Annotated in this window: 20 protein-coding genes and 1 tRNA gene; 12 read left to right on the top strand and 9 right to left on the bottom strand. The window is 66.8% G+C overall.

Annotated elements, in window-relative coordinates:
• Positions 1-24: 24 nt before the first annotated feature.
• On the top strand, positions 25-1,338 hold the full coding sequence (gene hemN / locus AC2S9W_RS12445; protein WP_076075660.1) for an oxygen-independent coproporphyrinogen III oxidase: 1,314 nt from the start codon (positions 25-27) through the stop codon (positions 1,336-1,338).
• Between the two features lie 512 nt (positions 1,339-1,850).
• Here hemN and AC2S9W_RS12440 read toward each other — a convergent pair.
• The 3 genes from AC2S9W_RS12440 to AC2S9W_RS12430 all read right to left on the bottom strand — a co-directional run bounded on the left by AC2S9W_RS12440 (position 1,851) and on the right by AC2S9W_RS12430 (position 6,474).
• Positions 1,851-1,937: transfer RNA gene (locus tag AC2S9W_RS12440), tRNA-Leu, on the bottom strand.
• A 114-nt stretch (positions 1,938-2,051) separates the two neighbouring features.
• Positions 2,052-3,506: a coniferyl aldehyde dehydrogenase gene (locus tag AC2S9W_RS12435; RefSeq protein ID WP_486570954.1), complete on the bottom strand. Its 1,455-nt coding sequence runs from the start codon at positions 3,504-3,506 to the stop codon at positions 2,052-2,054.
• Positions 3,507-3,747: 241 nt separating this feature from the next.
• On the bottom strand, positions 3,748-6,474 hold the full coding sequence (locus AC2S9W_RS12430; RefSeq protein ID WP_486570953.1) for a hypothetical protein: 2,727 nt from the start codon (positions 6,472-6,474) through the stop codon (positions 3,748-3,750).
• Positions 6,475-6,662: 188 nt separating this feature from the next.
• On the opposite strand from AC2S9W_RS12430, the gene AC2S9W_RS12425 reads away from it, so the two are divergent.
• The 3 genes from AC2S9W_RS12425 (at position 6,663) to AC2S9W_RS12415 (ending at position 9,758) form a co-directional block, all read left to right on the top strand.
• A complete protein-coding gene (locus AC2S9W_RS12425; RefSeq protein ID WP_067110032.1) occupies positions 6,663-7,640 on the top strand; it encodes a helix-turn-helix transcriptional regulator in 978 nt (325 codons plus the stop codon).
• Positions 7,641-7,765: 125 nt separating this feature from the next.
• A complete protein-coding gene (locus AC2S9W_RS12420) occupies positions 7,766-8,953 on the top strand; it encodes a thiolase family protein (RefSeq protein ID WP_424538189.1) in 1,188 nt (395 codons plus the stop codon).
• A gap of 382 nt (positions 8,954-9,335) precedes the next feature.
• Positions 9,336-9,758 carry an RcnB family protein gene (locus tag AC2S9W_RS12415; protein ID WP_486570952.1) on the top strand — a complete coding sequence of 141 codons (423 nt, stop codon included), beginning with the start codon at positions 9,336-9,338 and terminating at the stop codon, positions 9,756-9,758.
• A gap of 69 nt (positions 9,759-9,827) precedes the next feature.
• On the opposite strand, the gene AC2S9W_RS12410 is transcribed toward AC2S9W_RS12415, so the two are convergent.
• Together AC2S9W_RS12410 and AC2S9W_RS12405 are read right to left on the bottom strand one after the other, a co-directional pair.
• A complete protein-coding gene (locus tag AC2S9W_RS12410) occupies positions 9,828-10,811 on the bottom strand; it encodes a phosphatase PAP2 family protein (RefSeq protein ID WP_486570951.1) in 984 nt (327 codons plus the stop codon).
• A gap of 73 nt (positions 10,812-10,884) precedes the next feature.
• Positions 10,885-11,343 carry an SH3 domain-containing protein gene (locus AC2S9W_RS12405; RefSeq protein ID WP_067184039.1) on the bottom strand — a complete coding sequence of 153 codons (459 nt, stop codon included), beginning with the start codon at positions 11,341-11,343 and terminating at the stop codon, positions 10,885-10,887.
• A 128-nt stretch (positions 11,344-11,471) separates the two neighbouring features.
• Between AC2S9W_RS12405 and AC2S9W_RS12400 the strand changes: the two genes are divergently transcribed.
• Complete coding sequence (locus AC2S9W_RS12400) at positions 11,472-12,470, top strand: 2-hydroxyacid dehydrogenase (RefSeq protein ID WP_104959564.1); 999 nt, start codon at positions 11,472-11,474, stop codon at positions 12,468-12,470.
• A 106-nt stretch (positions 12,471-12,576) separates the two neighbouring features.
• On the opposite strand, the gene AC2S9W_RS12395 is transcribed toward AC2S9W_RS12400, so the two are convergent.
• The 4 genes from AC2S9W_RS12395 to AC2S9W_RS12380 all read right to left on the bottom strand — a co-directional run bounded on the left by AC2S9W_RS12395 (position 12,577) and on the right by AC2S9W_RS12380 (position 16,512).
• Positions 12,577-12,879 (bottom strand): GIY-YIG nuclease family protein, encoded by a 303-nt coding sequence (locus AC2S9W_RS12395; RefSeq protein WP_076075678.1) that lies wholly within the window; start codon positions 12,877-12,879, stop codon positions 12,577-12,579.
• A gap of 61 nt (positions 12,880-12,940) precedes the next feature.
• Entirely contained in the window at positions 12,941-14,344 is a 1,404-nt protein-coding gene (locus tag AC2S9W_RS12390) for an NAD(P)H-dependent flavin oxidoreductase (protein ID WP_067110015.1), read from the bottom strand.
• A gap of 84 nt (positions 14,345-14,428) precedes the next feature.
• Positions 14,429-15,580, bottom strand: a complete 1,152-nt coding sequence (locus AC2S9W_RS12385) for a glycosyltransferase (protein ID WP_486572083.1) — start codon at positions 15,578-15,580, stop codon at positions 14,429-14,431.
• Positions 15,581-15,624: 44 nt separating this feature from the next.
• Positions 15,625-16,512 (bottom strand): alpha/beta fold hydrolase, encoded by an 888-nt coding sequence (locus tag AC2S9W_RS12380; protein ID WP_067110012.1) that lies wholly within the window; start codon positions 16,510-16,512, stop codon positions 15,625-15,627.
• Positions 16,513-16,642: 130 nt separating this feature from the next.
• Between AC2S9W_RS12380 and astD the strand changes: the two genes are divergently transcribed.
• The 7 genes from astD to AC2S9W_RS12345 all read left to right on the top strand — a co-directional run bounded on the left by astD (position 16,643) and on the right by AC2S9W_RS12345 (position 21,966).
• Positions 16,643-18,088 carry a succinylglutamate-semialdehyde dehydrogenase gene (astD, locus tag AC2S9W_RS12375; RefSeq protein ID WP_486570950.1) on the top strand — a complete coding sequence of 482 codons (1,446 nt, stop codon included), beginning with the start codon at positions 16,643-16,645 and terminating at the stop codon, positions 18,086-18,088.
• 101 nt (positions 18,089-18,189) lie between these two features.
• A complete protein-coding gene (locus tag AC2S9W_RS12370) occupies positions 18,190-18,390 on the top strand; it encodes a type II toxin-antitoxin system RelE family toxin (protein WP_486570949.1) in 201 nt (66 codons plus the stop codon).
• Positions 18,391-18,410: 20 nt separating this feature from the next.
• Positions 18,411-18,749, top strand: coding sequence for a helix-turn-helix transcriptional regulator (locus AC2S9W_RS12365; RefSeq protein WP_156483067.1), 339 nt, complete (start codon positions 18,411-18,413; stop codon positions 18,747-18,749).
• 81 nt (positions 18,750-18,830) lie between these two features.
• Positions 18,831-19,628: a uroporphyrinogen-III C-methyltransferase gene (cobA, locus tag AC2S9W_RS12360; protein ID WP_486570948.1), complete on the top strand. Its 798-nt coding sequence runs from the start codon at positions 18,831-18,833 to the stop codon at positions 19,626-19,628.
• Positions 19,616-19,912: a DUF2849 domain-containing protein gene (locus tag AC2S9W_RS12355; protein WP_067110003.1), complete on the top strand. Its 297-nt coding sequence runs from the start codon at positions 19,616-19,618 to the stop codon at positions 19,910-19,912. Before cobA ends, AC2S9W_RS12355 begins: the two co-directional genes overlap by 13 nt.
• Before the next feature lies 1 nt (position 19,913).
• Positions 19,914-21,548, top strand: a complete 1,635-nt coding sequence (locus tag AC2S9W_RS12350) for a nitrite/sulfite reductase (protein ID WP_486570947.1) — start codon at positions 19,914-19,916, stop codon at positions 21,546-21,548.
• Positions 21,541-21,966: a DUF934 domain-containing protein gene (locus AC2S9W_RS12345; protein ID WP_067184061.1), complete on the top strand. Its 426-nt coding sequence runs from the start codon at positions 21,541-21,543 to the stop codon at positions 21,964-21,966. Before AC2S9W_RS12350 ends, AC2S9W_RS12345 begins: the two co-directional genes overlap by 8 nt.
• The last annotated feature ends 25 nt before the right edge of the window (positions 21,967-21,991 follow it).

Genomic DNA, 21,991 nt, shown 5'->3' with positions numbered 1-21,991 from the left:
CCGTCTTCGGCGACAAGCGCCTGCATGTGGCCCTATCATCCCGATCTGCTCGCAACGCCGGTGCCGCGCTACACCAGCTTTCCGACGGCGGCAGAGTTCACCCCCGACGTCGGTCCCGACCGGTTCGCCGAAGCGGTCGCCACCGCGACCGGCGACGTCTCGCTCTATCTCCATATCCCCTATTGTGAGCATATCTGCTGGTATTGCGGCTGCAACACGGGCGCCGCCAACAAGGCGCAACGGCTGACCAGCTATCTGACCGCGCTGCACCGCGAGATCGCACTGGTCGCCGGATTGCTGCCCGCGAGCACGCGGGTGCGCCGCATCGCCTTTGGCGGCGGCAGTCCGAATGCGATCGCGCCGACCGATTTCATCCACCTGATGGAAGCGCTGGTCATCCATTTCCCGCTCGACGATCCGACCATCTCGATCGAACTCGATCCGCGTGCGATGTCGTCGACATGGGGCGATGTCGTCGCGGGGGTCGGTGCGACACAGGCCAGCCTGGGCGTCCAGACCTTCGCCCCGCATCTGCAGGCCGCGATAGGCCGCATCCAGCCGGTCGAGACGATCGAGGCAAGCGTCGAGACATTGCGCCGCGGCGGCATCCGATCGCTCAACTTCGACCTGATGTACGGACTGCCGGGGCAGACGCAGGACGATCTGGCCGATACGCTCGACCGCACGGTGCGCTTCGGCGCCGACCGCATCGCGCTGTTCGGCTATGCCCACGTCCCGCACCTGATCCCGCGCCAGCGGCGCATCGACGACAGCGCATTGCCGGGGCAAGCCGAGCGGTTCCGCATGGCGGCGCTCGGCCATCGGACGCTGGTCGAGGCGGGTTATGTCCCGATCGGCTTCGATCATTTCGCCCTGCCCGACGATCCGATCGCGCAGGCGGCGCGCGCCGGGCGGCTGCGGCGCAATTTCCAGGGCTTCACCGACGACGGCGCGCCGGCGCTGATCGGCCTCGGCGCTTCGGCGATCAGCAGCTTTCCCTCGCTGCTCGCACAGAATGAGAAGAATTCGGGGCGTTATCGCATGCTGTTGTCGCACGACATCCTGCCGATCGCGCTCGGCAAGGCGCGCGACGTCGAGGATCGCCGGCGCGGCGCGATCATCAGCGAATTGCTCTGCCACGGGCGGGCCCGGGCCGACAAGCCGCTGGTCGACGAGGCGTGGGAACGGCTGGCACCCTATGTCGAGGCCGGGCTGTGCTCGTTCGACCATGGGGCAGTGGCGATTCCGCCGGAGGGCCTGCCCTATGCCCGAAGCATCGCGGCGGCCTTCGACCCCTATCGCCAGCATTCGCCGCGGCGGTTCAGCTCGGCGGTCTAAGTCGGGTTTCGACGCGCTACCTCATCCGTTCGTCATGCTGAACTCGTTTCAGCATCCATTTTCTGCCGTTCGTGCTGACTCCGGATCACGTCGGCGTTTATACCCTTGAGACAAGAACGCCGGTGATCCCCGGCGAAAGCCGGGGTCCAGCTACGTGCGCCTGCCTCGCATGGGCCCCGGCTTTCGCCGGGGAACGCTCACCTGTCGGAAGGAGATGATTGCCGACCTGATCCTGGGGAAGCACCGTCCCTTTTGTTGCGGCGCCAAAAAAAGGACCGCCCCCTTCGACTGCCTTGCATACGCTCAGGACAGGCTTCGACAAGCTCAGGGCAACGGTTCAGATTTAGAGCAGCGTGCCATAAACCCGCAACGCCCCTATATCCGTTCGTGTCGAGCGCAGTCGAGACACCCATCGGCCTTGCGCCACGCTGATGGGTGTCTCGACTGCGCTCGACACGAACGGGACGATGGGTCAGATTTAAGGCTCGATGCTCTGACAATCACGAAAAAGCTGGTACGGGTGGCCGGACTCGAACCGGCATTCTGTTGCCAGAGGCGGATTTTGAATCCGCTGCGTCTACCAATTCCGCCACACCCGCACGGCGACCGCCCGGCGGGCCGATCGACAGATTCGCCCCTATAAGGATGCGCGCGGGGGATGGCCATAGCCTATCGTTGGCCCCGCGACGCCTCGGCCGGCGCGCCGTATGTCCCTATTTCTTAAGTTCGCGCGCCAGCGTCTTTTCGGTCGCCTTGCCATAGGGCGGCTTGAAACCCGCCAGCCCCGCGACATCGAACTTGGGCTGACGATAGACGGCACGCGCGTGGCTGAAGGTGCGGAAGCCGTCAACCCCGTGGTAATTGCCCATCCCCGACGGTCCGACCCCGCCGAAGGGCAGATCCTCCATCGCGTTGTGGAACAGCACGTCGTTGACGGTGACGCCGCCCGAGATAGTGCGGGTGAGCACGCGCTCCTCCTCGCTCCGGTCCTGGCCGAAATAATAGAGGCCGAGCGGACGGTCGTGCGCATTCACATAGTCGATGGCATCGTCGATCGTCCGATAGGTGCGCACCGGCAGGATCGGGCCGAAAATCTCTTCCTGCATCACCTTCATCTCGTCGGTCGCGCCGCGGACGATGTGGAGCGGCATCTTGTGGCCGTTCGAACTGGCGAAATCCTCGTTCCCCGGGTTGACCTCGATCACCTCGGCGCCCTTGTCGCGCGCATCGGCAAGGTAGGATTGCAGCCGGTCGTAATTGCGCGTGTTGACGACCGAGGTGTAGTCGTCGTTGGCGAGCAGGGTCGGATAGAGCGCGGCCGCCCCCTTGGCGACGCCGTCGATCACCGCCGCCTCCTGATCGTCGGGAACGAGCAGATAGTCGGGCGCGAGGCAGATCTGTCCGGCGTTCATCAGCTTGCCCATCGCGACGCGCTGTCCCGCCAGGTCCTTGTTCGCGCTGCGCCCGATGAAGGTCGGCGACTTGCCCCCGAGTTCGAGCGTCACCGGCACCAGATTTTCGGCGGCGGCGCGCATGATGTGCCGTCCGACGCTCGTCGCGCCGGTGAAGATCAGATGGTCGAAGGCGAGCTTCGAGAAGGCGATGCCGACCTCCGCATCGCCGGTGAACACCGCCATCTCGCTTTCGTCGAAATAGTCAGGAACGAGCCGCGCCATCAGCGTCGAGATATTCTCGGTGAACTCGCTCGGCTTGATCATCGCGCGATTGCCCGCGGCGAGGATGCCCGCCATCGGCACGAACACCATGCCAATCGGGAAGTTCCACGGGCTCACGACGCCGACGACACCCTTGGGCTGGTACATGACCTCTGCCTTCGCGCCGAGCAGGCCGAGCGGGAAGGTCGGCTTGCGCTTCTCCCCCCTCGCCCAGTTCGCGAGATGCTTCTTCGCATGCTTGAGCGCGCTGACCGAGGGCATGATGTCGGTCATCAGCGTCTGCTCGCGGCTGCGGTGGCCGAAATCCTCGCTGACCGCCTTGGCGAAATCCTCCGCATGATCGACGAGCAGCGCGATCGCGCGGTCGATGCGGTCGCGGCGCACCGCGAGGCTTTCGGGCATGGCGGCGGTGAAGTTCGCCTTCTGCGCGGCAAGGACCTGCTGCATGCGGGCGGCTTCGCCGGCGATATCCTGCTTGATGGCGGTGGCCATGACCGTCTCCCCTATGACTTGCGGCCGGCAATTGACCATGCCGCGCGGCGGGTTGCAAGATGAAACCCGCCTGACGCGCGCGCAACCGGGCGGAAGGCCGCGTGGAAAGCATGCAAGAATAACGCAGCGAACGATTGTAGGACAGCGGTTTTCGGCAAACAAAAACCACGGGGGCGACCGCCCTCCTCCCCTCGCCGGCAGGCGGACGCAGGAGAGGAGGATCGCTCACCATGCCCCCTCCCTACCAGCCGAACGTGATACCGGCGCGCGCGCCCGTCGATCCTCCGACGGTCGATCCGGCGATGCCACTCGATACCCAGACACGCTCGCTGATACGGGCCACCAGAGACCCTGAAAATCCCTGCTGCCCGCGGAAAGTCGCCAGATTGAACGACAGGGCGAAGTCAACATCGGCGGGCATCACCGTTCCGCCCAACGCCATGGCCGTGGCAATCCCGCCGTCAGCACGGCGTGTCGCGCGGTTCAGGGCGCTGCCGATCGCGTTAACGCCGCTTTCGATCGCATCGAGCCTGTTTCCCAAATTCTGGAGAGCGTTGACGTCGAGATCGAGCGTCGCAAGATTGCCCGCGATGTCGGACGTCACGAGGCTGACCGCGCCCTGCTGGGCGGCACGACTGGCGTCCGACGCGATGCCAGCCAGCTTGTATGTCGAGCGCGCGCTACCCAGCGCCACCTGATTTGCGCGCACGGCCACCGCATCGGGGCCGATGGCGACCGCGCCGTCACCGGTGGCGCTTGCACCGTTGCCCAGCGCAACCGCGCCGGCGCCATGGGCCTGATTGGCATTGCCAAGAGCAATGGCGCCGATACCCGTCGCGACATTGTCTTCGCCGATGGCGACCGCGCCGGTCCCGGTTGCGACATTGGGGTCGCCAATGGCGACGGCCCCATTGCCAGAGGCGATATTGCCGAAGCCGATCGACACCGCGTTGCCGTCCGTAGCCTGAGCACCGCCACCGATGGCAACCGCATTGGGACCACTGGCGACCGGTGCGTCGCCCTCACCGCTGATGGCGATATGCTCGGTCCGGGCAAGCGAGACGCGGGCCTCCTGTGCCGCGCTGCGTGCATCCTCAGCCGCAGTGGTTGCCTCGACCGTAGCGGTGCGGGCGCCTGCCGCCGCATTCACGGCATCCGCCGCGGCGGTCGTTGCGCCCGCAGCGGCCAAATTGGCCGACTGCGCGGCATCCCGCGCTGCAGAGGTTGCCGCGGCGCTCGACTGAACCGCCGCACCCGCCTGATCTTCCAGCGTAGCGACACGCCCTTCCAGTCCCGCCACGACCTGGTTGGTGTCATAAAGCTGGGCGCCCGTCACGGCGTCGCTGCTGTTTTCATCGATTGCGCCCGCTCCAACGCGGGTGATGACGCGAGTCTGCGACGCGTTGCCGACCGACAGCGTGTTCGCCGTATCCGCCAGCGATCCGGCGCCGAATGCGATAGCGCCTGCAGCAGACGCCGAAGCGCCCTTGCCGATCGCTATGGCGTCGTCGGCGCTCGCCGAAGCATCTGTCCCGATGGCGATGGCATCATTCGCACTCTCGTCTTCAACCGCAGCCGCGGCTGCGAACAGGATCGGACCCGTCGGAATCGAAAGGATATCGAAGCTCCGGCCACCCGTGCGTGCACCCGATCCGATAGCGATGGATGTCTTGCCTGCCGCATCCGCCTTGCCCCCGAGGGCGAGCGCCTGCTCCCCCGACGCCGCCGAAGAGGCGCCGATGGCAACGGCCTGCGTTCCCTGCGATGACGCATTGCCCCCCATCGCGAGCGATGTGTCGCCGGACGCATTCGATCCGTTGCCAAGCGCGAGCGTGCCAAGGCCAGCGACGACACCTGACGGAATGCTGGTTTCCAGTTGGGAAACGCGCTGGGACACGGCATCGAGTTGCCCCAAATTGACCGCGTCGGTTCCGCTTTGCCCGGCGGCGACATGAACGATGCGTCCGGGGGCATCAATCGAACCGACCGAAAGCGCGCCCGCGACGTCGCCGACTGCCCCGAAACCGATGGCCGTGGAACCGGTTGCGATGGCGATTGCGTTGACGCCGAACGCACTGCTGTAGTCGCCCGACGCGCGAACGCCGCTGCCTACCGCGACGGCGCTTATGCCCATTGCCGCTGCGGTTTCGTCGGTGTCGACGTTCAGATAATCGGGGGACAGGAAGTTGCCGTCGCCGTTCCGGTCGTACCAGCCAGCCAGCGCCAGGCCGCCGGCGGCGCTCACGCCGGTGGCGGCATTCAGTCCCAGCGCGGTGCTGTAGTCGCCCAGCGCGGTGCTGTAGGTGCCGATGGCATGGCTGAATGTACCGGATGCGCCATTGCCGTAACCGAAAGCGGAGCTTGCTATGCCGCTCGCGGTGTTTGCGATGCCCAATGCGGTGCTTCCGGTGGCGGAGCTGTGATTGCCGATACCGGCCGCGACCGAGACGGCCGCGCCGTCCGCGACATTCTGCATCCCCATCGCCACATTCGTTTGTCCGAGCGCCTCATTGGCGGCGCCTATGGCGACGCCGTTCGAGCCATCCGCCAGATTGGCCGTCCCAACCGCGATGGCGCGCTGACCGCTGGCCGTGTTCGACACGCCGACGGCGACAGCGCCTTCGCCCATCGCCACCGACAGATCGCCGGTGGCGAAGCTCGCCTCTGGATCGACCGGCGTGGGAGTCGGGGTTGGGGTTGGGGTCGGGGCTGGGGTCGGGGCTGGGGTCGGGGTCGGTTGTGGAGGATCGGCGGGGCAAAAGCCGGTGAAACTGATCAAACCACCCGGACACAAAGTATAGCCCGGATCGTCCGCAAGGGCCGCCGAAGGCGACAGGGCGAACAGGAAGCCGGCGGCCCCCAGGACGCTTCCCGGCCATATGAAACGATCCCGGCGGACCAGACGCAGCCGACGTTCCGCGCGTGCGGCAGCGTTAACTTTGTGAAACTCATTCGACAATCGCCCCATCTCTACCTCCTTGGTCAGACCGGGCGCGTCGGGCCCCGGCCGCAGATCAAATCGGTCGCCTGCATAGACGCGGCGGATGCCCGGCCGTTAGTGCGGCTGTTCCAGCCTTCGGCCGCTTGTCTCGATGAAGCGAATCCCGGCCAGTTGAACGCCATCGAGAGATACGCTAGAAAAAAGGGGGGGCGAATATGGAGAAAAAACGCAATTTGAGCGCTCAACGGGCGGCGCGTTTCTTTTCGGTCAATACGAACGGTGTCGCTCCGGACGATGCATTCGAATTCTGGCGATCGCATTTCCCCGAGGTGGATCTGGCGCCGATGCCGCTGCTCGATCACAGCCACTATGGCGCGGGCGTCATCGGCTGCGAGGGAGACGACGGGATCGGCTTTTCCGAAACGGTCTGCGCTCCCACTAAAGCCCGGTTTACCGAAGTAGACGAGCGGGACATGTGCCTGGCGCTGGTCAGCGGCGGCGCGATCGAGGTGACCGACCGCGGCGACGGCCGGACCCTTTTTTCACACGCGTCAGGCATCGCCCTGTTCGACGCGCAGCGCGCACGCACGGCGAATTCGCCCGCCGGTTATCGCGCTTTCTATATCTCGTTGCCTCGCGCGTTGGTGCACCGGGCAACCGGCCTGTCCTCCTTGCGGGGAGACGACCCCCTGATGCGCCTTCCCGATACGCCGCTGGCGCGAATGATTGCAATCGACCTGCGGGCGATAGCGCAACTCGGCCCGAAGATGGACGCCGCGGCATCGGGTGCGGCCATGGATTCGCTCGGGTTGTTGGTCCGCGCCTATCTTGCACAATGCGGCGAGCGGTTCGGGGTGAACCGGCCCATGGCCGACCGATCGCTGTTCGCCGCCGCCTGCCGCTTTATCGATCAGCATCGCGCTGATACGCGCCTGACGGTCGGCGCGGTCGCGCAGGCGCTTCATTGCTCGCGCGCCCGCCTCTATCGCCTGTTCGATCGGCGCGGAGTGGCCGTAGCGGAATATATTCGCGATGTCCGGCTGAACGGTGCGCGCCAGTTGCTGCGCGACCTGAGCCTGGACATCGGCGAGGTCGCCCTGCAAAGCGGCTACGAAGACCCGTCCGCCTTCACCAAAGCCTTTCGCCGCCGCTTCGGCATGACTCCACGCGACTGGCGGTCGTCGCTCGGCTGAAGACGGACGGTGGCCGGGTTCCGTCATCGCCCGGCGCTCGATCGACGATACGGCTCAATCTTCTTTCGCACGTGCAGCATTTCCGCTAGACCGGCGTCCGACCTTTTCCACCGGAGTCTCGCATCATGACCGCAACCGATCCCGTCGTCTTTCTTTCCTATGCCCGCACCCCGATGGGCGGCATGCAGGGCGTGCTGTCAGACGCGAGTGCGACCGATCTGGGCGCGACCGCGGTCAAGGCGGCGGTGGAGCGCGCCGGGGTGAAGGGCGACGATGTCGAGCGTATCTACATGGGCTGCGTCCTCCCCGCCGGGCTGGGTCAGGCGCCGGCGCGGCAGGCGGCGATCAAGGCGGGCCTGCCCAAGTCGGTGCAGGCGACCACCGTCAACAAGGTGTGCGGTTCGGGCATGCAGACCGTGATCATGGGCGCCGAGGCGCTGGCGGCGGGCAGCATCGACCTGGTCGTCGCGGGCGGCATGGAATCGATGACCAACGCGCCCTATCTGCTCAAGAAGCATCGCTCCGGCGCGCGGATCGGCCACGACACCGCCTATGACCATATGTTCCTCGACGGGCTCGAGGATGCCTATGAGGCGGGCCGCGCGATGGGCACCTTCGCACAGGACACCGCCGACGCCTATCAGCTCAGCCGGCAGGCGCAGGACGATTATGCGATCGAATCGCTGAAGCGCGCGCAGGCGGCGATCGCGGGCGGCGCCTTCGCCACGGAGATTACCCCGGTGACGCTGACCACGCGCAAGGGCGAAGTCGTCGTCGACACCGACGAACAGCCCGGCAAGGGCAACCCCGACAAGATTCCGACGCTGCGCCCCGCTTTCGCCAAGGACGGCACGATCACCGCCGCGACCAGCTCGTCGATTTCCGACGGCGCCGCCGCAGTCGTTCTGACGCGCCAGTCGGTCGCCGATGCGAAGGGCGCGAAGCCGGTCGCGAAGCTGGTCGCCCACGCCGCACACGCACAGGAGCCCAAGGATTTCACCGTCGCCCCGGTCGGCGCGATCAACAAGGTGCTCGAAAAAGCGGGCTGGTCGATCGCCGATGTCGACCTGTTCGAGGTCAACGAGGCCTTCGCCTGCGTCGCGATGTTCGCGATGCACGACCTGGGCATTCCGCACGACAAGATCAACGTCCACGGCGGCGCGACCGCGCTTGGCCACCCGATCGGCGCGAGCGGCACGCGCATCATCACGACGCTGATCGCGGCGCTCCAGCGTCACGGCAAGACGCGCGGCATCGCGAGCCTGTGCATCGGTGGCGGCGAAGCGACGGCGGTGGCGGTCGAACTGGTCTGACAAGGCATAGACCTCGTCTTTGCGACCCCCGACCTGATCGACATATATATCCTTAAGGCAAGTAGGGGCCTGGTCCCCGACGAAAGCCGGGGTCCGGATGGCACGGCGCTGCCCGCATGGCCCCCGGCTTTCGCCGGGGAACGGTTGCCGGTCGAAAAGGGATATTGCCGAGCCGATCCGGGGGAAGCAATTCAGCGCAGTTACCGCCCGCTCTGGATTGCCGCGGGGCTTCGCTCCTCCCGCCATTCGACCGCGACAAACTGCGACACTGATGAGCCGAAGATAAACGCGGCATTCCGGGTTCGTTCAAACCGACTCGCCTAATCCTTTCCCTGTCATCGGGCAGATCCCCTCCCCCGTGACCGATCAAAGGAATGGCACCATGAAGAATAAAATTCTCACCGCCGGCCTGATTGCCGCGATGATGGTTCCCGCAATGGCGCAGGCCCAGACCCACGAGCTGCGCCGCGACCGGCAGGATATCCGCTATGCGCAGACGCACGTCAACCAGCGCGACGTGCGCGATGCGAAGCGCGAATATCGCCAGGATGTCCGCGACTGGCGCCGCGACAATCGCTATCAGAACTGGCGCGCCCCGTTCAAATATCAGCAGTTCCGCGCCGGTTCGACGCTGCGCTCCAACTATTATGCGCCGGCCTATCGGCTAAATTATGACAGCCGCTGGGGCGTGCCGCGTGCGGGCCGTAACCTCGCCTATGTCCGCCACTACAACGACCTGTTGCTGGTCAATGTGCGCAGCGGCAAGGTGATGAAGGTTTACCGCAACCACTTCCGCTGGCGCTGATCACCGGCGGGCGGTCGAAGGGTCGGGCGTTCGCGCCCGGCCCTTTTTCCTTGTCCTGACCAAGAAGGGTCAGGCCGGAAGGGTCGAGGGCGCCGGCAGCGGGGCCTTGTCGCCGGCGGCTTTGGCAACCGGCCGGAGCCACGGGCGGCGCACCAGCCGACCGGCCGCGATCAGCGCCGCCGCGGCCAGCGCGATCCCCGCGAGAACGTCGACCAGATAATGCGCGCCGTCGATCGGCGTCGCCAACAGCATCAGACCGGCCCACAGCATCCCCGCCCATCCGGCGCGGCCCAGCTGCGCAAATCCCCAGATGAAGATCGCGCCGAGCGCGGAATGATAGCTGGGAAAGGTGATGATCCCCTCGATCCGCGTCACGTCGATCAGACGCAAGCTGCCGTCGCGCAGCCCCGTCAGGTCGGCGTAGTGGACGACGGCCGCCGCGGGCCGCAGGTTCGGCAGATCGCCGGGACCAAGGTTCAGGTGGATATAATTTCCGACCGCCGGCGTCAGGCCCGAAAGCAGCACCGCCGCCAGCCCCGCGAGAATCGCGGCGCATATCGCGATCCGCATCTCGCGCAGCCGGTTCGTGGTGGTCAGCGCGAGCACCATCACCAGAAGCTGCGGGATCATGCTGACATAGGCCCAGCGATAGAGGGTGGCGAGCGTCGGATGATCGTTGACCCAGCGCGCATAGCCGAGCCAGTCGAAGCCGAGCGCCAGGTCCCAGCGCTGAAGCCGCGCATCCCAGAGCGCCCCGCCCTGCGCGGCGACCAGATAGCTGAGGATGCCGCCAACGATCGAGAAGAGGATGATCAGCATGACCGACGTGACCAGCGCGGCAAAGGCCGGGCGGACGCGATAGCGGGTATAGAAGCGGTCGGTGGTCCACAGCAGGCCGATCATCGCGGCCGATCCGCCGAAGCCGTTCGCCGCGAAAGCGAAAGGCGCGGCAAGTTGGAAAGCGATCAGGAACAGCAGGCAGAGCCCGATGAGCAGCCAGGACGCGTCGTCGAAACCCTGTGATTCGGGTTCACGATGGAGGGATGCGCTCATGGTCCGCCTGTTAGCGGCGCGCGCATAAAATTCGATTAATGGCGGCCCCGATCGACCGCGCGCGCGCGAAAAATCAATCGCCCCAGATATGCGCGGTTTCGATCCAGCCGCGGCGGCCCTTGACGTCGAAGCGGCACCAGCCGTCGCGGCAATCGCTGATCCGGCCGACGACGCCGGCTTCGGCACGATAGGCGACAGGCGCGGATTCGTTCGGCGATTCGCGCATCGGGCGGGTTCCGCCGGTGACGATCGCGGTGCGCGTCCGGCTGAGCAGCCGCGCCGCCATCCAGCCGCGGGTGCCGTCGGGATCCTCGACCTTGCGCCATAGTTCGTGCCGCGCGATCACCTTCACCGGCAGGTCCCTGCGGCGATATTCCCAGATCACCGGCACGTCGGGCGATGGCCCCTTGCGCATCCGCGCCTCGTCGACGCTGATCGAGGCCCAATAGGGCAGTTGCGGGTCGGACTGGGCGGCGGCGGGGCCGATCACGGCCACCAGCGCCAGCACAGCGAGAATCTGGCGGCTTTTCATGGCCGATGCCTTGTCAAACTCCGCCCGCTTTTTCAACCGCTCGCGGCACGCGCGGCACGGTTCGTCCACAGGCTTCGTCGCGCCCGCCCCTCTTGACCCCTTCGCCGCGGCACGCTCTATCGGCGGTCATGTCCGATTCCTCCCGTCCCCGGCGCCCGCGCGTCATCGTCACCCGCCAGCTCATGCCGCACGTCGAAGGGCGCATGGCCGAGCTGTTCGACGTCACCCTCTCGGCGCGCGACCGCGCCTTCACGATCGACGAACTGCGCGCCGCGGTGCAGAATTGCGACGTGCTCGTTCCGACGGTGACCGACCGCATCGACGCGGAGATCATCGCGGCGGCGGGCGAGCGGCTGAAGCTGATCGCCAATTTCGGCGCCGGCGTCGATCATATCGACCTGGCCGCGGCGCGCGCAAAGGGCATCATGGTCGCGAACACCCCCGGCGTGTTCACCGAGGACACCGCCGACATGACGATGGCGCTGATCCTGTCGGTCCCGCGCCGGCTGGCCGAGGGCGAGAAGCTGATGCGATCGGGCCGGTGGGAAGGCTGGGCGCCCAGCACGATGCTCGGCCGCCGCGTCGGGGGCAAGCTGCTCGGCATCATCGGCATGGGGCGCATCGGGCTGGCGGTCGCGCGCCGCGCCCGCGCCTTCGGCCTGTCGATCCACTATCACAACCGCAGGCGTCTGCCCGAAGCGATCGAGGACGAACTGGGCGCGAGCTATCACGCGAGCGTCGACACGCTGCTGCGGATCAGCGACGTGGTGACGATCCACTGCCCGCACACCACCGAGACGCACGAGATGGTGAACGCGGCGCGGATCGCGGCGATGAAGCCGACCGCCTATCTGATCAACACCGCGCGCGGAGAAATTATCGACGAAAAGGCGCTGATCGCGGCGCTGAAGAGCCGCCGCATCGCGGGCGCCGGGCTCGACGTCTATGCGCAGGAACCGGTGGTCGATCCCGAACTGCTGACGCTCGACAATGCGGTACTGCTGCCGCACCTCGCCTCGGCGACGATCGAGGGGCGCGAGGCGTCGGGCGAAAAGGTCATCGCCAACATCCGCGCCTGGGCCGACGGCCACCGGCCGCCGGACCAGGTGCTGGAGGGGTGGGTGTAGTTTCCCAACGGGCGCGTTGAGCCGCTCTGGATTGCTTCGCTTCGCTCGCAATGACGGTGCGCTATGAAACTCCGTCATTGCGAGCGAAGCGAAGCAATCCAGAGTGTCACTCGCTGCCGTCGAGAATGTCAGGCCACAAATCGCGCCAGAGCGGATTTTCCGCCTCGATCAGCGCCAGTTTCTTCGCGCGGCTGCCAGCTTTAAGTTGCTTTTCCCGCGCAATGGCAAATTCCATGTTTGCGTGAATTTCAAACCACACAAGCATCCCGCAATCATAACGACCGGAAAAGCCGCCCAATCCTTCGCGATGCTGCCACACGCGCTGCGCCAAGTTCGAGGTTACGCCAGTATACAGCGTCCCGTTGCGCCGGCTCGCCATGATATAGACCGCCGGCTGACGTTCGCGCATGGCCTCACATCAATAGAAGCTTGTCATTGCGAGGCGCAGCGAAGCAATGACGGGGACATATTCAATCCCCCGTCAGGATGCGGTCCACCAGTTCCTTCACCGTCGGGGTGAAGTTGTTCGAGTAGAAGGGGTCAGTCTTGAAATTGAACGCGGCGTGGCCCGCGAACATCAGATTCTGCTCGACGTCGCCGCCGTGCGCGATGTCCTGCAGCGTCTTCTGGATGCAAAAGCTGCGCGGGTCGGCGAGATAGCCGGTCGAATAATCGTCATGGTCTTTCCACGACGAGAAGCCGCAATGCGACAGGCAGCCCATGCAGTCGGCCTGGTCCTTGCGGATCGTGGCCTTGTCGGTCTCGGTGACGAAGACCACCGTGTTGTCGGGGGTCTTGAGCGCGGTGGTATAGCCTTCGGCGACCCAGCCCCGCGCACGGTCGCGGTCGTGCGGGGTGACCCAGAAATTCTTGCCCTTCACCCCGGCGTCGAGCTGGACGACATGGTCGCCCGCCTGTTGCTTCGAATAGGGAATCTGGCGTTCCGAGCGCGCCTCGAGGTCACGCAGGAACGGGTTGCGCACCGCGCTCGAATAAAAGCCGGTGGGCGAGAAGCGGTGGAGCAGCACGTCGCCGTCTTCTAGGGTGCGCAAGCGATCCTTCCACGCCTGCGGGATCGGGCTTTCCTGCGTCAGCAGCGGCCGCGTGCCGTACTGGAATACGATCTGGCCGAGTTCGGGATTGTCGATCCAGTCTTCCCAGTCGCGCAGATACCAGACGCCGCCCGCCATCACGATCGGCACGCTGTCGGCGATCCCCTCTGCGCGCATCGTGTCGCGCAGCGCCTTGACGCGCGGATAGGGATCCTCGGGCTTCAGCGGGTCCTCGGCATTCGACAGGCCGTTGTGGCCGCCGGCGAGCCACGGGTCCTCGTACACCACCGCCGCCATCAGGTCGGCGACCTTGTTGTAGGCGCGCTTCCACAAGGCGCGGAAGGCACGCGCCGACGAGATGATCGGCAGATAATGGACATTGTGCCGCGCCGCGATCTCGCTGAGCTTGTAGGGCATGCCCGCGCCGCAGGTGACGCCGGTGACGAGCCCCTTCGTCCGTTCGAGCACGCCTTCGAGCACGCGCTGCGCCCCGCCCATTTCCCACAGGACGTTGATGTTGATCGCACCCTGGCCGCCGGCGATGTCGTGGGCGCGCGTCACCTGCTCGACCGCGCCGTCGATCGCATATTGCACCAGTTCGTCGTGCCGCTCGCGCCGCGTCAGCGCGCGATAGACTTGCGGGACGATCTTGCCCTCCGCATCATAGCTGTCGGCGTTGACCGCCGAAACCGTGCCGATCCCGCCCGCCGCGGCCCAGGCGCCGCTGGAGGCGTGGTTGGTCGCCGACACGCCCTTGCCCCCCTCGACCAGCGGCCAGACTTCGCGGCCGCCGTAAAGGATGGGCTTCAAACCTTTGAACACTCTATACCTCTTTCTCTCGGCCAACCGCCTGCTCGGCTCCGGCCCCCATTTTCCGTTTCCGTAAGCGGAAGACGGCCCCCTTTGTCAATCGATCGCGACCCGTTCGCCGCCGAACAGGCCATATCCACCCAGCGGTCGAGCATAAAGCTTTTCATAGGCCGCGACCATCGTTGATTCGTCGAAGCGTTCGGCGGCGACGCGCCGATTCGCCGCGCCGACGGCCGCCCGCAATGCGGCGGCGCCCGCCATCCGCGCCAGCGCGGCGCGAAACGCGCTTTCGTCGCCGGCGACGAACGGCCGGTTCGCGTCCGACACCATCGCCGCGACGTCGCCGACGTCGGGGCTGACGACGGGAAGCCCCGCCGCCATCGCCTCGATCACCGCGATCGGCGCCTGTTCGCTGAGCGACGACAGCGCGAGCAGATCGAAATGGCCGATCCAGCGCGCCGGCTGCGCCATGAAGCCGGGCATGACAAGACGGTCGGCGATGCCGCGCGCCGCCGCCTCCGCGGCGATGGCGTCGCGATCCGGCCCCTCGCCGACGATCGCGAGCCGCACGTGCGGCGGCAGCGTCGCCACCGCGCGCACGAGGCGCGGCAGGTCCTTCACCTTGCGCAGCCCGGCAACGGTGCCGATCACCACCTCGCCCTCGCGCCGGACGAGGCCGGGGATCGGCACGTCCGGCGCGCGGCCATAGGCGGCGACGTCGATGCCGTTGCGGATCAGCCGGGTGCGGTCGGCAACGCCCCATTCGGCGGCGGCGATCCGCTGGAGCAGCGTCGAGGGCACGACGAGCGCCTCCGCCGAACGCAGCGCAAGGCGACGGAACAGATTGCGCTTCCGGTTGCGCCGCGCGCTTTCATCCTCGTTGAACCCGTCCTCATGGTGGATCAGGCCCGGCAGGCGACGCCGATGGAGCCGATGCGCCATCACCCCGTCCATGGCGCCCCAATTGTAGCTGAGCGCGAGATCGAAATCCTGCAAGTAGCGCGCGATCTCGCGGTAGCGCGCCAGCGACGGCCGCCCGGCGAGCGACGGCGCGTCGGCGGGGAAACGCACGTCGATGCCCGGCGCGATCGCGTCGCGCGCGCCGAGCGCGCCGGGCACCGCCGACAGCACGACGTGCCGTGCGCGATCCTCCATCAGGTTCATCAGCCGCACCGCCCGCGCCTCCTTGCCGCCCAGCGAAAAGCTGGAGTGGAGGTGGACGATGCGAACCGGGCGATCGCGCGCGATCGCGGGGCGAACCGGACGCTCGCGCGCGATCGCGGGCCGGTCCTTCACGCCGCGGGCAGGTCCGCGATCCACGCGTCGATCGCCGCGCGCGCTTCGGGTTCGTCCATCGTCGGGGCATGGCCGACGCCGGGCACCTCGACCAGCCGCGCGCCCGGCAGGGCCGCCGCCATCTTCGCGGCCGCGCTTCCCGCCAATATGTCCGACAGCGCCCCGCGCAGGATCAGCACCGGCGCGTCGCCGAAGGCGCGATAGGCGGGCCACAGGTCGACCCCGTCACCGGCGGGCAGGCGCAGCGGCGCGGCGATCTGCTTGTCGTAATCGGCGACGATCCGCCCCTCCGGGGTCAGCCGATGGGTGCGCTTGGTCAGCCGCAGCCAGTCGTGGATACCATAGTGCGGAAAGACCGCGTGGTTCAGGTCGCGGAACGCGCGCGCGGCGTGCATCCACGTCGGCTGGCTGCCCCCCACGCCGATATAGTCGCGGATGCGGTCGAGCCCGGCGCTTTCGAGTTCGGGCCCGACATCGTTGAGCAACGCGCCGGCCAGCCGCCCCGGCAGGCTCGCCGCCATCAGCATCGACACCAGCCCGCCAAGCGAGGTCCCGACGGTCGCGAAGCGCCCGATCCCCAGTTCGTCGAGCAGCGCCACCATGTCCTGAACATAGGTCAGCGGGACATAGGTCATCGGGTCCTTCGCATAGGCGCTTTCGCCGCGGCCGCGGAATTCGGCGACGATCACGCGCCGCCGCGCCGCCATGTGCGGCGCCACCGCCTCGAAGTCGCGGGCGTTGCGCGCGAGCCCCGGCATGCACAGGATCGGCGGCAGCGCGGCCGCCTCCTCCGGGCCGGGATAGAGGCGCGCGTGCAGCCGGACGCCGTCGGCCGACCACCAATAATGGTCATCCCACTCGCGGCGATGATCCTGTCTTGCCAAAATGGCGGGTCCCCTTCCTGTCCGCACGGACGCCCTGCTGCGTCTATCGCCAACCCGGCGCGCCGCGCAAGCCATCCCGCGCCGCCGCCGGTTGCCGCGGGCGGCTTTCACCGATAAGAGGCGAGCGACCATGAGCGAAGCCCTGCTTTCCTTCGAACCCGCCACCGGAAAAGAGCTTTGGCGCGGCGCGATCAGCGATGTCGACGCAGAGGTCGCGATCGCCCGCCGCGGCTGGCCCGAATGGGCGGCAAAGCCGCTCACCTTCCGCTCCGAAACGCTGCGCCGCTTCGCCGACCGGGTGAAGGCGGAGGGAGAGACGCTCGCCGACCTGATCGCGCGCGAGACCGGCAAGCCATTGTGGGAAGCGCGCACCGAGGTCGAATCGGTCGCGAACAAGGTCGACATCTCGATCAAGGCCTATGCCGAACGCACCCCCAACCGCCGCATCGAGGGCGCGATGGGGCTGCGCAACGCGGTGCGGCACAAGCCGCACGGGACGCTCGCGGTTCTCGGCCCCTATAATTTCCCGGCGCATCTGCCGAACGGCCACATCGTCCCGGCGCTGCTCGCGGGCAATTCGGTGCTGTTCAAGCCGTCGGAAAAGACCCCGGCGGTCGGCGCGAAGCTGGTCGAACTGTTCCACGAAGCGGGGGTACCGCAAGAGGTGCTGCGGCTGATCGTCGGCGGCCCCGATCAGGGCAAGGCGCTGGCGGGGCACGAGGGCATCGACGGGCTGCTGTTCACCGGATCGGCACGAACCGGTGTCGCGCTGAGCCGCCAGTTCGCCGGTCAGCCGGGCAAGATACTGGCGCTCGAAATGGGCGGCAACAACCCGATCGTCGCATGGGACACCGCGGACATCCGCACCGCCGCCATCCTGATCGTCCAGTCGGCCTTCCTCAGCGCCGGGCAGCGGTGCAGCAACGCGCGGCGGCTGATCGTCCGGGACAGCATGGCCGACGCGCTGATCGAGGAGGTCAAGGCGCTCGCAAACCGGCTGATCGTCGATCATCCGCACGCCGACCCCGCCCCCTATATGGGGCCGGTGATCGACAATGAGGCGGCCGACGGCCTGACCGAAAGCTTCCTGATCCTGATGTCCAACGGCGGCCAGGTCGTCCGCCACATGACGCGGCCGGTCCAGGGCCGCCCCTTCCTGACCCCCGGCATCATCGACGTGACCGACATGCGCGAGCGCCCCGATGTCGAACTGTTCGGCCCGCTGCTCCAGGTCATTCGCGTCGACAGCTTCGAGGCGGCGATCGCCGAGGCGAACAACACCCACTTCGGCCTGTCGGCGGCGCTGATCGGCGGCAACCCGCAACTTTACGACCAGTTCTGGGCCAATGCCCGCGCCGGCGTCATTAACTGGAACCGGCCGACCAACGGCGCCTCGTCCGCCGCGCCCTTCGGCGGCATCGGCCTGTCGGGGAATCACCGGCCGAGCGCCTTCTACGCCGCGGACTATTGCGCCTATCCGGTGGCGTCGTCCGAAAGCGACGCGATGCGCGCCTCGATCGGCATCGGCCTGCGCGATCCCGAAGGGTCGAAGCTGATTCGCAAGGGTTTTCTCTGAGCGCGGGCCGATCCCGCGATTGATAGAAATGAAGCCGCGGGTTACATCGTGCGCGTGAAGCCCATCGCCTACGCCCTGTCCGCCATCAGGACGTGGGCCGTATGCCGGCGAATACGGCGCGATTGATCCGGTCGAAGATCGAACAATATGCAAGCGATCCCGCATCGCTGGCGAACAATGTCAAAGCCTTGAAGGGGCGCGACGCCGTCCGCCTTCGCGTCGGCGACTGGCGTGTGATCATGGAAGACGGGGTCGTTGTCGCGGTTCTGGAAATCGGTTCGCGCGGCAGCATCTATGAGTGAAGGACGATGGCGTGAACAAGATGGTGACGATCCCGCAAGACGAATATGACCGCCTTCGCGAAGCGGCGGAGGAGCTAGTCGACCTTCGCGCCTATGATCGGGCGAAGGCGCGTCTTGATGCGGGCGAAGACGAGCTGGTTCCCGCCGAATATGCCGATCGCATCCTTGACGGCGAAAATCCGCTTCGCGTCTGGCGCGATCTGCGCGGATGGACCCAGCAGGGCCTGGCACAGGCGTCGGGCGTCAACCGGGTCCAGATCGCCGATATCGAATCGGGCCGAAAGCGGGGATCGGTGGAAACCATAGCGCGGCTGGCACGCGCGCTGCGCGTCGAAATGGAGGATCTGGTGCGAGGCTGAATTTCAATACGCAAATTTTGCTTCACCCCAGCAAAAAAAGCCTGCTTTGCCATCTTTCGGGCCGACGGCCACACCGGCGGCATGGACAAGCATCCTCTCCCCCAGGGCAAGCTGTGGCTTGTCGGCGCCGGTCCGGGCGATCCGGACCTGCTGACGCTGCGCGCGGCGCGCCTTCTCGAAAGCGCCGACCTGATCGTTCACGACGGGCTGGTCGGTGCGGGCGTGCTCGCGCTGATCCCGCCGCACGTCGAGCGCATCTCGGTCGCCAAGCAACGCAGCCGCCACACGATGAAGCAGGAGGCGATCAACGCACTGCTGATCCGCGAGACGCGCGCGGGACGGCAGGTCGTGCGGCTGAAGGGCGGCGATCCCTTCATCTTCGGGCGCGGCGGCGAGGAACTCGACGCGGCGCGCGACGCAGGCATCGCCTGCGAGGTCGTTCCCGGCATCACCGCCGCGGCGGGCTGCGCCGCGCAGGCCGGTCTCCCGCTCACCCACCGCGAAGATGCCAGCGCGGTCAGTTTCGTCGCCGGCCAGTGCAAGAATCTGACCGATCAGGACTGGTCGGGTCTCGCGGGTCATGGCCGTACCCTCGTCATCTATATGGGGCTCGCGACCGCCTCGGCGATTGCCGACAAGCTGATCGCGGACGGGGTCTCGCCCGGTCTGCCGGTCGCGGTGATCGAGCGCGGCACCACCGCCGACGCCCGCGTGCTGCGCACCCTGCTCACCGACCTCGGCGATCTCGTCGCGCGCGAACGGGTCGCCAGCCCCGCGCTGATTATCGTCGGCAAGGTCGCGGCGCGCGCCGACGCGCTCGACTGCCTCGGCGCGCCGGGACTGATTGCTTCATTGAAGGATATGGCATGCGACTCCTGACCGGAAACGATCTGAAGACGGGCGCCGTGATCTGGTGGACCGGCCGCGGCTGGTCGATCCACGTCGAGGACGCCGCCGACGTCGGCGAACATGGCGAGGCGATCCTGTCGGCCGAGGACGGCGCGCGCCGCGTCAACGGCGGCTATCTGATCGACGCGGTGGACACCGCCAAGGGACCGCGCCCGGCGCATATCAAGGATCGCATCCGCGCGCGCGGCCCGACCGTGCGCCCCGACCTGACATTGAAGCCCGCCGATCCGGTGGCCGGCGACTGGGTGATCTGACATGTACAAATACGACCAATATGACCGCGCGATGGTCGATGCGCGCGTCGAGGAATTCCGCGACCAGACCCGCCGCCGTATCGCGGGCGACATGAACGACGACCAGTTCAAGCCGCTGCGGCTCAAGAACGGCCTCTACCTCCAGCTTCACGCCTATATGCTGCGCGTCGCCATTCCCTATGGCACGCTCAATTCGACGCAGCTTCGCAAGCTTGCCGAGATCGCGCGCAAGTATGACCGCGGCTACGGCCATTTCACGACGCGCCAGAATCTCCAGTATCACTGGATCAAACTGGAAGACGCGCCCGACATCCTCGCCGAGCTGGCGACGGTCGAGATGCACGCGATCCAGACCAGCGGCGAGAGCATCCGCAACATCTCCGCCGACCAATATGCGGGCGCCGCCGCCGACGAGATATGCGATCCGCGCCCTTGGGCCGAACTGCTGCGGCAGGCGACGACCTTTCACCCCGAATTCAGCTATCTGCCGCGCAAGTTCAAGATCTGCGTGATCTCGTCGCCGGCCGACCGCGCGGCGCTGCGCTGGCACGACTGCGCGCTGCGCATTGTCCGCAATGAAGCGGGCGAGGAAGGTTTCGAGGTCTATGCCGGCGGCGGCATGGGACGTACCCCCTTCATCGCCTACAAGATCCGCGATTTCTGCCCGGCGTCGCAGATATTCTCCTACCTCCAATCGATATTGCGCGTGTGGAACCTCCACGCGCGGCGCGACAATATCCACAAGCAGCGGATGAAGATCCTCGTCCACGATCTGGGCGAAGAGGAGTTCCGCCGCCAGGTCGAGGAAGCGTTCCAGCATTTCCTGACGCTCGGCACCGACTTTCCGCAGGCCGAATACGACCGCATCGCCGCCTATTTCGCGCCGCCACCGTTCGAGGCGGGTCTGTCCGCGGCCATCGACCGGTCGGACCCCGATTTCTCGCTGTGGGTCGATCACCAGACCGTGGCGCACAAGGCGGCCGGCTATGCGATCGTCAACGTCAGTCTCAAGCCGATCGGCGGCATCGGCGGCGACGTCACCGCCGAGCAGATGGAGGCGCTTGCCGACCTCGCCGAACGCTACAGCTTCGACGATCTGCGCGTGACCCATGCCCAGAATGTCGTGCTGCCGCATGTCCGCAAACAGGACCTGCATGCGGTGTGGCAGGCGCTGAAGGCGGCGGGGCTCGCCGACGCCAACCTCGACCTCGTCACCGATGTCATCGCCTGCCCCGGCCTCGATTATTGCACCCTCGCCAACGCGCGGTCGATCCCGGTCGCGCAGAAGATCCAACAGCGCTTCGCCGACATGGATCGCCAGCGCGACCTCGGCGAACTCAAGATCAAGATTTCGGGGTGCATCAACGCCTGCGGGCACCACCATGCGGGGCACATCGGCATCCTCGGCGTCGACCGCAAGGGCACCGAGAACTACCAGCTGCTGCTCGGCGGATCGGGCGCGGAGGACACGACGCAGGCGAAGATCACCGGCCCCGGCTTCGACGAGGACGGCGTCGTCGATGCGGTCGAGCGCGCAATCGAGCGCTACCGCGAACTGCGCACCGGGGACGAACGCTTCCTCGACACCTATCGCCGCGTCGGCCTCGACGCCTTCAAGGAGGCCATTTATGGCTGATGCCCTGCGTTTTCGGAACGACGAACCGGTCGAGGAACCCGCGGTCACGCTCGACGCCTTCCTCGAACAGCCCGACGCCAGCGCGGTGCGGCTCGAAGCGGGCGAGGACCCGCGGCGGCTGATTCCCGAACTCGGGCGGGTGAAGCTGGTCGAACTCGGCATTCCCCGCTTTCGCGACGGCCGCTGCTTCACCGCGGCGCGCATCCTGCGCGAGGCGGGTTATGAGGGCGAGATTCGCGCCGAAGGCGACGTGCTCGTCGACCTCGTCGCCTTCATGCGGCGCTGCGGCATCGACAGCTTCGCCCCGCACAGCCAGCTTAACCGCGCCGACATCGATGCGTCGCTGCGCCGGTACGATCATGTCTATCAGCATGCGGCGGACGGCGCGGTGCCGATCTGGAAACTGAGGCATGGCTGACACCTCTAAACTCCCGTTCGCGTCG

Source organism: Sphingopyxis sp. 550B (assembly GCF_057401805.1).
This window is presented reverse-complemented; position numbering and strand designations above follow the sequence as displayed.

Coding starts and splice junctions, on each gene's coding strand:
- AC2S9W_RS12425 (WP_067110032.1), top strand. CDS start 6,663: ATGGAGAAAAAACGCAATTTGAGCGCTCAACGGGCGGCGCGTTTCTTT.
- AC2S9W_RS12420 (WP_424538189.1), top strand. CDS start 7,766: ATGACCGCAACCGATCCCGTCGTCTTTCTTTCCTATGCCCGCACCCCG.
- hemN (WP_076075660.1), top strand. CDS start 25: ATGTGGCCCTATCATCCCGATCTGCTCGCAACGCCGGTGCCGCGCTAC.
- AC2S9W_RS12395 (WP_076075678.1), bottom strand. CDS start 12,879: ATGCGCGAACGTCAGCCGGCGGTCTATATCATGGCGAGCCGGCGCAAC.
- AC2S9W_RS12435 (WP_486570954.1), bottom strand. CDS start 3,506: ATGGCCACCGCCATCAAGCAGGATATCGCCGGCGAAGCCGCCCGCATG.
- AC2S9W_RS12345 (WP_067184061.1), top strand. CDS start 21,541: ATGGCTGATGCCCTGCGTTTTCGGAACGACGAACCGGTCGAGGAACCC.
- AC2S9W_RS12415 (WP_486570952.1), top strand. CDS start 9,336: ATGAAGAATAAAATTCTCACCGCCGGCCTGATTGCCGCGATGATGGTT.
- AC2S9W_RS12430 (WP_486570953.1), bottom strand. CDS start 6,474: ATGGGGCGATTGTCGAATGAGTTTCACAAAGTTAACGCTGCCGCACGC.
- cobA (WP_486570948.1), top strand. CDS start 18,831: ATGGACAAGCATCCTCTCCCCCAGGGCAAGCTGTGGCTTGTCGGCGCC.
- AC2S9W_RS12400 (WP_104959564.1), top strand. CDS start 11,472: ATGTCCGATTCCTCCCGTCCCCGGCGCCCGCGCGTCATCGTCACCCGC.
- AC2S9W_RS12350 (WP_486570947.1), top strand. CDS start 19,914: ATGTACAAATACGACCAATATGACCGCGCGATGGTCGATGCGCGCGTC.
- AC2S9W_RS12410 (WP_486570951.1), bottom strand. CDS start 10,811: ATGAGCGCATCCCTCCATCGTGAACCCGAATCACAGGGTTTCGACGAC.
- AC2S9W_RS12405 (WP_067184039.1), bottom strand. CDS start 11,343: ATGAAAAGCCGCCAGATTCTCGCTGTGCTGGCGCTGGTGGCCGTGATC.
- astD (WP_486570950.1), top strand. CDS start 16,643: ATGAGCGAAGCCCTGCTTTCCTTCGAACCCGCCACCGGAAAAGAGCTT.
- AC2S9W_RS12365 (WP_156483067.1), top strand. CDS start 18,411: ATGGTGACGATCCCGCAAGACGAATATGACCGCCTTCGCGAAGCGGCG.
- AC2S9W_RS12355 (WP_067110003.1), top strand. CDS start 19,616: ATGCGACTCCTGACCGGAAACGATCTGAAGACGGGCGCCGTGATCTGG.
- AC2S9W_RS12370 (WP_486570949.1), top strand. CDS start 18,190: ATGCCGGCGAATACGGCGCGATTGATCCGGTCGAAGATCGAACAATAT.